At 43.3% G+C, this 13,332-nt stretch carries 14 protein-coding genes; 7 read left to right on the top strand and 7 right to left on the bottom strand.

What is annotated here, in order from left to right; all coding sequences use genetic code 11:
* Positions 1 to 36: 36 nt before the first annotated feature.
* The 5 genes from M4S28_RS11650 to hisC form a co-directional block, all read right to left on the bottom strand.
* Complete coding sequence (locus tag M4S28_RS11650) at positions 37 to 1,344, bottom strand: TRAP transporter large permease (protein WP_017078210.1); 1,308 nt, start codon at positions 1,342 to 1,344, stop codon at positions 37 to 39.
* Between the two features lie 22 nt (positions 1,345 to 1,366).
* Positions 1,367 to 1,846 carry a TRAP transporter small permease gene (locus M4S28_RS11655; RefSeq protein ID WP_048613908.1) on the bottom strand — a complete coding sequence of 160 codons (480 nt, stop codon included), beginning with the start codon at positions 1,844 to 1,846 and terminating at the stop codon, positions 1,367 to 1,369.
* A 67-nt stretch (positions 1,847 to 1,913) separates the two neighbouring features.
* Entirely contained in the window at positions 1,914 to 2,873 is a 960-nt protein-coding gene (locus tag M4S28_RS11660; RefSeq protein WP_146455825.1) for a TRAP transporter substrate-binding protein, read from the bottom strand.
* Positions 2,874 to 3,459: 586 nt separating this feature from the next.
* Entirely contained in the window at positions 3,460 to 4,233 is a 774-nt protein-coding gene (locus M4S28_RS11665; RefSeq protein WP_020477195.1) for an ABC transporter substrate-binding protein, read from the bottom strand.
* A 10-nt stretch (positions 4,234 to 4,243) separates the two neighbouring features.
* Entirely contained in the window at positions 4,244 to 5,386 is a 1,143-nt protein-coding gene (hisC, locus tag M4S28_RS11670; RefSeq protein WP_249631851.1) for a histidinol-phosphate transaminase, read from the bottom strand.
* A 181-nt stretch (positions 5,387 to 5,567) separates the two neighbouring features.
* Here hisC and M4S28_RS11675 point away from each other — a divergent pair, with 181 nt between their 5' ends.
* The 6 genes from M4S28_RS11675 (at position 5,568) to M4S28_RS11700 (ending at position 9,207) form a co-directional block, all read left to right on the top strand.
* Positions 5,568 to 6,455, top strand: coding sequence for a LysR substrate-binding domain-containing protein (locus M4S28_RS11675; RefSeq protein WP_215514789.1), 888 nt, complete (start codon positions 5,568 to 5,570; stop codon positions 6,453 to 6,455).
* Positions 6,456 to 6,741: 286 nt separating this feature from the next.
* Positions 6,742 to 6,990, top strand: a complete 249-nt coding sequence (locus M4S28_RS11680) for a hypothetical protein (protein ID WP_249631852.1) — start codon at positions 6,742 to 6,744, stop codon at positions 6,988 to 6,990.
* Between the two features lie 146 nt (positions 6,991 to 7,136).
* Positions 7,137 to 7,721 (top strand): septation protein A, encoded by a 585-nt coding sequence (locus tag M4S28_RS11685; RefSeq protein ID WP_249631853.1) that lies wholly within the window; start codon positions 7,137 to 7,139, stop codon positions 7,719 to 7,721.
* A gap of 195 nt (positions 7,722 to 7,916) precedes the next feature.
* Positions 7,917 to 8,315 carry an acyl-CoA thioester hydrolase YciA gene (yciA, locus tag M4S28_RS11690; protein WP_017061510.1) on the top strand — a complete coding sequence of 133 codons (399 nt, stop codon included), beginning with the start codon at positions 7,917 to 7,919 and terminating at the stop codon, positions 8,313 to 8,315.
* 195 nt (positions 8,316 to 8,510) lie between these two features.
* Complete coding sequence (locus M4S28_RS11695; protein WP_004736512.1) at positions 8,511 to 8,807, top strand: YciI family protein; 297 nt, start codon at positions 8,511 to 8,513, stop codon at positions 8,805 to 8,807.
* A gap of 1 nt (position 8,808) precedes the next feature.
* Positions 8,809 to 9,207 carry a GspS/AspS pilotin family protein gene (locus M4S28_RS11700; RefSeq protein WP_029225239.1) on the top strand — a complete coding sequence of 133 codons (399 nt, stop codon included), beginning with the start codon at positions 8,809 to 8,811 and terminating at the stop codon, positions 9,205 to 9,207.
* A 108-nt stretch (positions 9,208 to 9,315) separates the two neighbouring features.
* Here the strand turns inward: M4S28_RS11700 and metE are convergent, their stop codons facing one another.
* Positions 9,316 to 11,664 (bottom strand): 5-methyltetrahydropteroyltriglutamate--homocysteine S-methyltransferase, encoded by a 2,349-nt coding sequence (gene metE / locus M4S28_RS11705; RefSeq protein WP_249631854.1) that lies wholly within the window; start codon positions 11,662 to 11,664, stop codon positions 9,316 to 9,318.
* Positions 11,665 to 11,944: 280 nt separating this feature from the next.
* Here metE and M4S28_RS11710 point away from each other — a divergent pair, with 280 nt between their 5' ends.
* The gene (locus tag M4S28_RS11710; RefSeq protein WP_004736509.1) at positions 11,945 to 12,856 is read left to right on the top strand and encodes a LysR substrate-binding domain-containing protein; all 912 of its coding nucleotides are present in this window, start codon (positions 11,945 to 11,947) and stop codon (positions 12,854 to 12,856) included.
* Positions 12,857 to 13,086: 230 nt separating this feature from the next.
* Here M4S28_RS11710 and M4S28_RS11715 read toward each other — a convergent pair whose 3' ends face one another.
* Positions 13,087 to 13,287, bottom strand: coding sequence for a DUF4250 domain-containing protein (locus tag M4S28_RS11715; RefSeq protein WP_004736508.1), 201 nt, complete (start codon positions 13,285 to 13,287; stop codon positions 13,087 to 13,089).
* Between the last annotated feature and the right edge of the window lie 45 nt (positions 13,288 to 13,332).

Consider the following 13,332-nt stretch of genomic DNA (forward strand, 5'->3'; position numbering starts at 1 on the left):
ATCGGTATTGATTCTGTAAATCTTACTCTTGTAAGACTAATTGATTAATCCGAATGCACGAGGCAGAGCCAAACTAATTTCAGGAATAAAAGTAATGGCCAACAATGTGACGATCAATACGGCACAAAACGGCATGATACTTCTTATAACATTCTCTATCTTGGAACCACTGACACTACAACCTACAAATAGCGCCGTACCAACGGGTGGCGTTGCAATACCAATACATAAGTTGAAGATAATCATCATCGCAAAGTGAATTGGATGCATGCCTAAATGCTCAGCAATCGGCATAAAGATAGGGGTAAAGATCAATACGGCTGGCGTAAGATCCATAAACATACCCACAATCAGTAGAATCAGGTTCATCAGAATAAAGATGATAATTGGATTATCTGAAATAGAAAGCATCCAATCACTGATCATGGTTGGTAGACCGGTAAACGCCATTGCCCATGACATGATGGTTGAAGCACCAATCAAGAACAACATAATGCCAGTGACCTGAACCGTTTCTCTACAAATTATCGGGAAGTGTGCCCACTTGAGGGTTCGGTAACAGAGTGACAGTATAAAAGAGTATAGAACCGCTATGCATGCCCCTTCTGTTGCAGTGAAAATACCACCAATAATACCGCCAATAACAACAACTATAAGCCCTAAGCTTGGCGTTGCTTGCCAAACAATATTCAGTACATCTTTTGCTGTGAAGCCGTCATTCGCACTTGTTTTGTAGCCCTTCTTTTTAGCGATGAAATAGGCGACGACCATACAACTTAAGCCCATTAAAATACCTGGGACATAACCTGCGATAAACAGCGCCGCAACGGACGTTCCGCCCGATACTACTGAAAATACGATCAATGAATTACTCGGCGGTATAAGTAAGCCTGCCGGGCAAGATGCAACGTTTACTGCTGTTGCTAAGTTTTTATCATAGCCATCTTTTTCTAATTCAGGGCCTAAGGTTTTACCAACCGCAGCTGCTGCTGCAACGGCTGATCCTGAAACGGCGCCAAACATCATATTGGCGAAGATGTTCACGTGAAAAAGTGAGCCTGGGATCCAACCAACCAAGAGTTTTGCAAGGTTGATGAGTCGACTCGCGATGCCACCCACATTCATTATGTTACCAGCGAGGATAAAGAAAGGGATGGCTAATAAACTGAAACTATCAATACCAGTAATGATTTTTTGACCCGCAGTAATACTTGCGACTTCAAAAGGTAAGATGAAATACATGATCGTTAAAGATGACATGGCAATTGCAATCGCAATGGGCATGCTAATCGCGATCATGAATAAGAATAGGCCTAGCAGCCAAACACCAATGGACAAATCCATAATATAGAGTCCTTTTTAAAACTTACTTTTTGTTGGGTTCACAAAAAAGATCAAACGTATTCATGACCAAATAGATGAGGATAATAACGGCTGAAATCGGCAATATTGAATACACCGTCGACATCGGTAATTGCAGTGCGGGAGAGAGTTGTTGTGTGGTTCTTCCCATTAAGGCGATGCCACCTTGAAGCATTGCTAGAAATACAAATGCGCCAGAAATCACATTGATAAGTAGGTGTAATGCTATGTGTGCTTTACCCTTAAGATAACCATCCAATAACGTTATAGCTAAGTGTCCTTTGATACCGAATAAGTAGCTTGCTCCTAATAAGCCAAGCCATACCATTGCATAACGAGCAAGTTCATCAGTCCAGTTACTTGGGTCATTCAAAACATAACGACTAAAAACCTGCCAAGTGACAGTAACGACAAGTAACATTAATGCAAAAGAAGAGACAAAAAGAATCAACCTATCAAGTAGGTTTCTGAAAGTTGCTAACATGATGTGATACCTCAAAAAATTTTGCCTTAGCAAAGCCAAGGCAAAATTATATTTTCACTAAGACTGATTAAAGAGCTTCAATTTTTTCAATGAATGGAGCTAGTTTTGGATCTTTTTTCGCCTCATCAATCATAGGTTTAACAGCTGCACGGAAAGGGGCTTTATCAACTTCAACAAACGTTACGCCTTCTTTCATTCCTTTCTCTTTGTTCATGTCATCTGTTGCGTCCCAGATTTTGATCTGCTCTTCAAGAGACTCAGCAGCAGCTTCTTTTAAGATTTTTTGCTCTTCTGCCGTTAATGAACCCCATTTGTATTCTGAAATGATGATCACGTCAGGTGTCATCATGTGCTGGTCCATAGAGTAAAATTTGGCAACTTCGCTGTGTTTCATTTCAACTAAGCTAGAAATATTATTTTCAGCACCGTCAATGACACCTTGTTGCAATGCCGTGTATACCTCATTGAAAGGTACTGGTGTTGCTTTACCACCTAATAGGTTAACCATTTCCATCATGGTTGGAGAACCAGGGACTCGAACTTTCATGCCTGCTAGATCAGCTGGTGAGTTGATGGCTTTTTTAGCGTAGAAGCTGCGTGTGCCTGAATCATAGAATGTAAGACCAATGAAGCCTTTACCTTCGCTTGAAAGCAACATCTCTTGTGCAGCCTCACTTCGCATGAACGTTCTCATGTGTTGAACATCACGGAATAAGAAAGGCAGTGCATTAACCTTAAACGTTGGTTCAAAAGATTCGGCTAGCCCACCATTGATTTTGGCCATATCAATCGCGCCAGTAACAACTTGCTCTGCTTGGTCACGCTCAGAGCCTAGTTGACCGTTTGGAAAGATCTTAATCGTAAGGTCACCATTCGATTTTTCTTTCACTTTATCAGCCATGATCACCATGCCTTGGTGAGCTGCGCTTTCTAATGACATTGCATGCCCTAAGGTCAAAGTTTTTGCTTGAGCGCCAAATGCCATCAGAATTGATGCCGCTGCAATCGTCAGTAGGTGTTTTTTCATGTTCTTCTCCAGAATCCATTTTGTAAGAGGTACAGTTTTTATATGACACGTTCTAGCTGAGCTTGAAATCTAACGTTCTATTGCACATCGCTCATAGCAGTAACGTTTCATTACAATATTCTTACCCTATGGATTTTGTATTACAATACTATATGTATATTTTGTGAGCTAAGGTTCATCTATTGGCCTGAGAACCTAATTGATTGTGATACCAATCATATTTGGGACTAATTAGACTATTAAGCAGCCCTACTTTGGATTTTTTGGGAATTTCGATTACTTTCAACTGCTTTAAGAACAATCTCTTAGCAAAAAAGCACCGATATATTTATGTTATTTTAAGACATTAAATTCAGTTATGGAGCACGACAAAGAAGGTCTCATCGATTGAAAAAGCGAGTCGTGAACGGCGATTTCTGAGGTGGTCGAGGTAAGGTTTTAGGCTGAGCGTATGGAACAAGAGTGGATAAGCAGGGATCAAGACAATGGTGGGAATCTTACTAGGACGAATTGTTTGTAACAAAAATCCGAGAGCCTCAAAGCCCTCGGATTTTTTTGGTGGTCTAGTTTTTAGGCGTTAGACGAATTACAAATCAGCACCATAAATATCAAACGTGAAGTACTTAGCGGCTATCTTGTCGTAAGTACCGTTCGCTCTGATCTCTTCAATCGCGGCATTGAATTGTTTCGCCAGTTTTGAATCCTGCTTTCTTAGTGCTAACGCCGTACCTTCGCCAATGTAGGCTTTGTCGGTCACTGCTTTACCTTTAAATTCAAAGCCCTCACCTTCTTTTTTATCCAAGAAAGCTAATGACAGTTGATCTGAGTTGCCGAAGGTTAGATCTAGACGACCGTTTTGCAGATCCAGATAAACTTCATCTTGGCCGGTATAACGCTTAATGTTTGCCACATCGCCAAACTTGTCGGTTACGTAGCGATCGTGAATCGTACCTTGCTGAACACCGATGGTTTTACCTGCTAAGCCTGCCTGATCGACGCTGAACTCGGCGCTTTTAGCAGCAACAAACACGGCTGGAGTTTGGTAGTACTTATCAGTAAACAAGATCTTACGCTTACGCTCTTCGGTAATACGCATTGAAGCCATAATCACATCTGACTTTCTTGCCAACAAACTTGGAATTAGCGAGTCCCAACTTTGTGAAACCCAAGTACAATCGAGTTTGGCTTGCTCACACAAGGCATCAGCTATCTCAATATCAAATCCGACAGGCACACCGTCACTGTTTTTATAGTTGAATGGCGGATACGTAAAGTCCGACGCCAAACGGATTTCTTTCGCCTGTACCGTTGTACCAAGTAAAGCGGCCGCACAAGCGAGTCCTAGTATTATCTTTTTCATCATTGCCATCCTAGATATGATCTTTATCGAGTTGAGATTGAGTTTCTTTATGTTGAGATTGTTGAATTTGTTTGCCTTGTTGATTCTTTTCTAATTCGGTTTGGTAACTTGTTAGTGACGTTATCACTTCTAGCATGCTCTCTTGGCTACCAATACTGATTCGAACACAGTTACGCAAAGCAGGTTCGTGGTTTTGATTCCTTGTCACAATGCCATCCTTCGCCAATACACTGAACACTTGATGCCCAGGTTTTTGACGCAGCAAAATAAAGTTCGTCGATGAAGGGTAAACAGACTCGATGAAATCAAACTGCGTTAACTCACAAGCAAACCAGTTACGTAGTTCGACCAGCTTTTGTGTCGCGTCTTGCATCACTGAGACTCGCTCATCAGACAATGCGTCTAACACGATTTGAGATGAGCAATCTGGCATTGGATACGGTGGAATTAATTTAGCGACATACTGCATCACATTTTGACTCGCTATGATAAAGCCACATCGAACCGCAGCCAGTCCAAACGCCTTAGACAAGGTGCGAATCACTACCAAATGCGGATAACGCTCAATAAGGCTCACCGCTGACGTTTGTGGTTCAAACTCGATATACGCTTCATCGACTACCACTAGAGATTTTCCAATCGTACCTTCCAGTACCTGAATCAAATCCGATTTGGGAATCACATTGCCCGTTGGGTTATTTGGTGAGCAAAGAAACACGATGTTAGCCAACTTCGCTTTGTTCACGATATCAGCGACATCAAGACTCAAATCTTCCTGCAACGGAGAGTCCAAGGTATCGATCGCCAATGCATCGGCGCAAAACTCATACATTGCATACGTTGGTGAACAAATAAGTATATTGTCACTCGCTGGCTTACAGAATGTTCTGATCAGTAAATCTATCGCTTCATCTGCACCACGAACGGCAACCGTTGCAGCATCAGTTCCGCAATACGCTTGATAAGCCTTAGCAATATCTTGCGGTAAAAAATCTGGGTATCTATTGTGGCTTGCTTCTCCTGGAAACAGCGAGCTTTCCAATTCATTGGCGTTTAGCCAGACTCGTCCATCACCACCAATTCTTCTTGCCGATTGGTAAGGTATTAATTTTTTTACAGCCTGAGGTACTAAACTATCGATAAAAGATGTCAAGAAGCTATCCCTTTCACAAAATCACAATGTCTTCACCACTGCCTTCATATTCAAAAAATGTGACTTATACACATATTGAATCACAAATGATGATTAAGTATTTACATTCAAACAGAACACTATTGATAAATGAATCGAAATAATCACATAATAGCCATGATAAAAAATCATAGGTAAAGATATGAATCGCACACTTCCTTCAACTAAAACCTTGCTCGCGTTCTTGTCGACGGCAAGGCATCTCAACTTTACGCGAGCGGCACATGAGCTCAATGTTACGCAAGGTGCAGTAAGTCGTCAGGTATTGTCGTTTGAAGAAAGCCTTGGCTGTGATCTCTTCTATCGACATGCTCGAGGATTGTCTTTAACGCCGAAAGGAGAAGAACTGGTTCCTCTGATACAAGGAACGATTCATCAACTGCAATCGGCTCTCAATCAAGTGGCAAGTTCTCCCTCTAAGATCAAGCTCAACGCCCCCAGCTGTATTACCTCTTGGCTGCTACCCAAGTTGATGTCTTTTCAGCAAGCCTACCCTGAAATTGATGTCGAGCTCACGTCGACCATCAAGCACGTTTTTGAACCAAGCTTTGACCCGTTTGACGCCGTAATCACCTATGGTAAGAAGCCAAACCAACAATCGATTGTGAGCCAGTTATTGTTCAACGAGCAGCTGGCTCCGGTCTGCCAGGCGCAAAGCATTACTCAGGGCCATCTTGTAAGTAACGCTTCTACTATCATCAAGCCACACAAGCTCGCTCAATACACTTGGTTACACGCCAACAATGAACAAAGTGATTGGCGACTTTGGTTAGAGCACATAGGAAGTCATGACCTTTCAAGTAAGAACAACCAACAATTCGCGACACTTGATCAAGCTATGAACGCAGCCATTCAAGGGTTTGGCATTGCCATAGGCGATATCACGCTGGCCAAGCAAGATATCGATTTGGGCAGGTTGGTGAAAGTGAGTGAAGGCAGTGTCTTTTCTGGAAATGGTTACTTCTTGCTGCAGCCTAAGAATCGACAAAATACATCTTTATCTACGCTGGTTGATTGGCTTGTCGATTAGCGGCAATCACCGTAGATAGAAGCACACCATAAATGGCAGTAGAGCGTCATAATGAGAATTTCATCGTTCTCAAAATGAAACTATTTTATGTCTGTTACGTATTGGTTGTCAGAGAATAGAACGTACCTTGCTTTAACTGTTTGAAAAGAAATTCAATTCTATTTGGTAGGGAAAATGTTCCGTTCAATTAGAGAAAATGGCATTCGAATTGCTTTGTCATAGATAACCCAACCAATATACAGCAGGTTGCAACAGTTTCACTGCAGCTTGTCACGGAGGATAGGCTATGACCTTACAAAGACATACGTATTACGGCTTGATTCACCATGGAATTAAAACCTTATTAATGGACAGAATTGGCCACTTCACAGAGCGTGAATATCACGAGTTTCTCGACCTAACGACAGGCAAATCGACGTGTTTTGCCATGAGTGAGCAAGAGCTCGAAAACACCTTAGACAGCTTAAAGAGCGAAGGTTACCTTGAAGACATCAAGAAGCTAATACCTCGCTACCAAACCACATCAATGCGATAACGTTATCCAACTCGATGATGAAAAGATCCGACTAGATAAAGCATTTACATGGAATTAATTAGGACCCAATTGTCTCGGGCTATTTAGCATCGAGACAGTTTTCGTTAGACTGTCTGCAACTCAACTAACTGGACAGTCAGTGCCACATGAAGCAAATCCTTGATTTCATTCCTCTCATTATTTTCTTTGCGCTGTATAAGATGTATGACATCTACACGGCTACAGGTGCATTGATTGTTGCTTCCGCAGTACAAATCGTTTTGACATACGTCATCTACAAGAAAGTAGAGAAAATGCAGATCATCACCTTTCTGATGGTTGCCGTATTTGGTGGCATGACCATTTTCTTGCACGATGACAACTTCATTAAATGGAAAGTAACCATCGTTTATGCATTGTTCGCTATCGGCCTGACCGTCAGTCACCTAATGGGCAAGTCAGCGATTAAAGGCATGCTGGGTAAAGAGATCACACTTCCTGAAGCGGTATGGAGCAAGATCAACTGGGCTTGGACTTTGTTCTTTACTCTATGTGCCATTCTCAACGTTTACGTTGCTTTCAGCCTACCCTTGGATGTTTGGGTAAACTTCAAAGTATTTGGCTTACTGATCGCTACTTTTGCATTTACCTTGCTAACGGGTGTCTATATTTATAAGCATTTGCCGAAAGAACAGCATCTACAAAAAGACCAGCAGAAAGAGTTAACGGATAAAAATACCGACGAGAAGTAACCCTAAGGGATGAGTCCTCATCCCCTTTTTGATACAATTATTATCAATATGCTATTTAACAGTGGCCAATGATACTCGTGATCATTGGCCACTGATTGTTTGTGTTCGGTGAATACGTTAAAAATACGACCACCGCGAACCCCGCAAACACATCTATTTAAATTTAAAACAATCAATACCATTAAGAGTACAACAATGACTATTCAATCAACTTTGAACCCGATTGGTTCTTTACTTCTTCGCACTTTGGCGATGCCTTCTGATACCAATGCAGCAGGCCAGATTTTCGGTGGTTGGATAATGTCTCAGCTCGACCTTGCTGGCGGGATACTGGCGAAAGAGATCTCTAACGGCAAGATAGTCACGGTTTCAGTATCGAGTATCGAGTTCAAACAACCAGTTTCAGTGGGTGATGTGGTATGTGTTTATGGTGACTGCACCAAGATTGGTCGTAGCTCGATGAATATCGACCTAGAGGTATGGGTTAAGCCGGTACTTGATCACGGCATCGGCGATCGTTACAAGGTATGTGGCGCGACATTCAACTACGTTGCTGTAGACGAAAGCGGTAAACCCCGCCCAATTAATAAATAGTACTTTCGACAGCCCTATCGCACTTTAAGGTCTTTAGTCGTTTCGATTAAAAATGCTAAAGACCTTCTCACTCTCCCGCACCATTTCACAATTTCTTATCATTAGCTCTTCCAATACCCATTAGTTCGCGTAAATTAGCAAGATAGCGAATTTAAACGCCCTCAATTTAGTGAAGTAAAATAAGGATATCTCAATATGTGGTACGTGATTTTTTCTCAAGACGTCGAAAATTCATTAGAAAAACGCCTAAGTGTTCGCCCACAACATCTAGAACGCCTACAAACACTTCACGATGAAGGCCGCCTTTTGACAGCAGGTCCAATGCCAGCGATTGATTCAGATAACCCTGGTGAAGCGGGCTTCACAGGTTCTACTGTGATTGCTGAGTTTAATTCTTTAGACGATGCACAGGCATGGGCAGACGCAGACCCGTACATTGCTGCAGGTGTCTACCAAAATGTGATTGTTAAACCATTCAAGAAAGTATTTTAACGTGAAAAAATGGATTATCGGTTCACTGGCCGCTGTTCTGCTTGCAGGCTGCAGCTCATCAAGTGAACAAGACAAACAAAGACAGCTAGAAATGATGGCGCAGCATCGCGCTGGCGTTTTATCCGCAGGCCTTCCGATTGAGTATGGCCCGCTGTCGGTCATGCGCGTGCTGGCAAAGAACACGGTTATCGAAATCATGATGATCTACAACCAAGATGCAAAAGGTGCTAAGCCTTTAAATCAAGTTGTAGACATGAGTGTGAATAGCTACTGCACCAACTCTGAAGTAAGAGCAAACCTCGACATGGGCTTGGCTTACAACATCAAGATTCGCAACACTCGCGGACAATTGATCGTTGAGAAGCTGATCAGTAAAGAGACGTGTCAAAGTAGCAGCTAGTTTCTAGCTCGAGATTCGAACAAGCACAGAACCAAAAGGCCTCGCACTTGCGAGGCCTTTTTTGTGGTTCATCGTGGATTAGCGGATCAATCAAAATCTTAGACTGAATTATACCTCAGCCGATTCCCACTCTTTACGCAGTGTCTTAGTCGCCGACACAAGATTTGTCAGTGCCGCTTCTGTTTCTGCCCAGTTACGTGTCTTTAATCCACAATCTGGGTTTGCCCACAAACGTTCTGCTGGGATTTTTTCTGCCGCTTTCTTAAGTAAATCCACAATCCACTCTTCTGAAGGAATGTTTGGCGAGTGAATATCGTAAACACCGGGGCCAATCGCATTCGGGTAGTTGAACTCTTCAAACGCTTTCAGCAGTTCCATGTTCGAACGAGAAGTCTCAATGGTAATCACATCGGCATCTAGCGCAGCCACTGAATCAATGATCTCGTTGAACTCGCTGTAACACATGTGTGTGTGGATCTGAGTCTCAGGCTTGGCACTCGCTGCTGAAATCTTAAAGGCATCCACTGCCCACTCTAGGTATTCTGCATGGTCGCGCTTTTTCAAAGGCAAACCTTCGCGAATAGCAGGTTCATCGATTTGAATGATGTTGATCCCTGCATCTTGCAAATCAGACACCTCATCACGCAGAGCAAACGCCAGTTGGTTAGTGATCTCTTTACGTGAGATGTCTTCACGTGGGAATGTCCAACATAAGATGGTGACTGGGCCTGTCAGCATCCCTTTCATCTGCTTCGAGGTCAGAGATTGAGCATAGGTCGACCATTCCACCGTCATTGGTTTTTCTCGTTCAATATCCGCGACCACAATCGCTGGCTTCACGCAGCGTGAGCCATAGCTTTGTACCCAACCAAACTTAGTTGTTTGAAAGCCTGCTAGGTTTTCTGCAAAGTACTCCACCATGTCATTGCGCTCGGCTTCGCCATGAACAAGCACATCTAGATCCAGTGCTTCTTGACGCTTAACAGCATCCGCAATATGGCCCTTCAATGCGGTTGTGTATTCCGCTTCACTCAGTTTGCCAGTGCGGTAAGCACTGCGCTGAACTCGGATCTCTCCTGTTTGTGGGAACGAACCAATGGTTGTGGTTGGTAATAGCGGTAAACCCAACACCTCAGACTGATGTGCCGCACGTTCTGCATAAGGCGCACTTCGATCTGCTAGTGCTTTCGTGATGGTATTAAGGCGCTCTCGTACCTGAGGCTTGTTCACATGAGTCGCGCTCTTACGTGCAACGATAGGTTGGCTGTAAGTCTCACACGCCAAAATGGCATTTTGATCGCCATCTAACGCCGCACCCAATAAGCTCACCTCGGTCACTTTCTGTTTTGCAAAGGCAAACCAACTCTTCACTTCTTCGCTAAGCGTCTCTTCTAACTCAAGGTCTACCGGGCTATGCAGCAGTGAACATGAACTTGCGACCCATAGTTTATCGCCTAGCTTTTCTTTCACAGGTTGCAGTAACTCAAGCTGAGAAGCTAAGTCTGCTCGCCAAACATTGCGTCCATTGATTGCACCCGCAGAAAGTACCCAATCTTCCGGTAACTTATTCACCACTTCATCGAGTTGCTGCGGTGCGGCAGCCAAATCGATGTGTAAGCCGTTGACGGGAAGCTCCACGATCTTGCCTAACGTATCAGTCACAGAATCAAAGTAAGTGGTCAGCAATAGTTTCACATCGCATTGAATCACTTGATAAGCCAGTTTGAATGAATCAGCCCACTGCTTTTCAAGTTCCAGAGAAAGGATAGGTTCATCGATTTGAACCCACTCAACACCCAGCTTGGCAAGTTTAGCCAAAATCGCTTGATAGGCAGTAAGAAGGCGAGGCAATAAAGTTAAGCGATCAAAGCCCTCTTCCACTTCTTTGCCTAAGTACAGATATGACAGTGGGCCAAGAAGTACAGGCTTAACTTTGTATCCGGCTTTTATCGCTTCGTTCACTTCGTCAAACAGCTGCGGCCAGCTCACTTCAAAGGTGTCGTCTTTACTGAACTCAGGAACAATGTAGTGGTAGTTAGTGTTGAACCACTTAGTCATGTCGGAAGCAGCCGAACAGTCTTTAGTGCCATCATTCGACGTATGCGTACCACCGCAGCAAGTAGACTGAACTTGAGACTGACCGCGACCTACACGGAACAAGGTATCCAGATCTGGGAAGGCTTTTTCATCTTCTGCTCCACCAGCATGACGTTTTGGCACATGACCTAGAAGTAGAGTCGTTGTTAGAACATGATCGTACCATGCGAAGTCACCCGCAGTTGCAAAGCTTAGATTCGCGTCAGCTTGTACATTCCAGTTACGATTTCTTAATTCGCTGCCGAGTTGTTTGAGCTCAGATTGATCGATTTCACCGCGCCAGTATTTCTCGAGCGTGAATTTGAGTTCTCTTTTCTCGCCGATACGTGGGTAGCCAAGAATATGCGTTGTTGTCGTCATGAGTCTTTTCCTTATTCGATAATTTTAATTTCCGGTCAGACTGCCTTTGATGATTTCAACCTTTCCACAAAGGCGTCTGGATGGCTAAACTATCGCCTTAATCCGATCTATGGACAACGTCCAAATATTCATCTTGTTTATTAATAATATTCATCTTGAATCATCCAAAGATGAACAGTTTAAATCCATCTGGACATCTAGACGTTTACAAAAGACCAAAAACACCGTAGGGTGATTATTAAGAAATATTGAATTGGCTTAGGGAATATGAGGAATACTCATGATAGAGCTTAAACACCTTCGAACATTGACCACCTTGAGAGACAGCGGATCGTTAACAGCCACTGCGACCTCTCTTCACCTGACTCAGTCAGCGCTTTCTCATCAATTGAAAGACCTTGAAGCGCGTATTGGCGGTCAGCTTTTCCTACGAAAAACTAGGCCAGTGAAATTCACCTCTGAGGGTGAGATCTTGCTTAAGCTCGCGGATGAGATACAGCCAAAGATTGCTAAAGCAGAGAATGAGTTGGCGAGCCTAAAAGAGGATGTGAATGGCCGATTGCACATGGCGATCGAGTGTCACTCATGCTTCCAATGGCTAATGCCCGCTTTGAAAGAATACCAAGTTGCTTGGCCAAGCGTGACGCTAGATTTCTCGTCAGGGTTTGGATTCGAGCCTCTACCGGCATTGATGGCTGGAGAACTCGATTTGGTGATCACCTCGGATATACAGCCCCGTTCTGAAGTTCACTACGAACCGCTTTTCGATTTTGAGATGCGTCTTATCACCGCGATCAACTCTCCTTTAGCCGAAAAGCCGAGTATTGAACCGCAAGATCTTAGTGATATTACGATGCTCTCTTATCCTGTTCAAAAGCAGCGTCTCGACGTAGTAAAACACTTTTTGCAACCCGCAGGCGTTGAACCAAAGAAATGGAAACAGGCAGACAACACATTAATGTTGGTACAAATGGTATCAGCTGGCTTAGGTGTCGCGGCCTTACCTAATTGGGCAATCAGTGAGTTTTCAAGACAAGGGTTAATCGCCAGTAAACCATTGGGCAAAGGACTTTCAAGAAGGTTGTTCGCAGCGGTAAGAAACTCAGAAAAAGACAAACGCTACCTGCAAGCTTTCTTTAGCACGGCAAGACAGCAAAGTAAGAGTCACCTAGATGGCATTGAGGTCGTTTAAGAGGCGCGTTGTTGGGTTAGTTTATGCCAGCGTTGAACCAGATAGGAATGCGCCAGAAACAAAAAAGTCACAGATTATCTGTGACTTTCTTCTTTTAGCTTTAGTACCGACGATGGCGGTACTTGTTCATTCACGATACTGGCTTACTCTCGATAACTAGTTCATTCTCGATAACTGGCTCACAATCGATAGCTGACTCACAATCGACAGAAGATGCGCCAGTTTGTTGCTTATCTTGGATAAGACTTAAACTGGTTAGTTAATGGATCGTATTGATAGCCAAGCATATCAAGCTTACCTACAACACTTTCTATATCCATTTCATACATACTGATCAGCTCTTCAAAGCTATCGCATTCTAAGCGAAGTTTTTCATTCACGATTCCCAGCAAAATAATGCTATCGAAACCTTTGACGTTGCTTAAATCCATCCCGTACTCCTAACGAACACACCGACTAGATTTAAGTTTAGAACG

This window comes from Vibrio sp. J383, assembly GCF_023503985.1.
Lineage (GTDB): Bacteria > Pseudomonadota > Gammaproteobacteria > Enterobacterales > Vibrionaceae > Vibrio > Vibrio splendidus.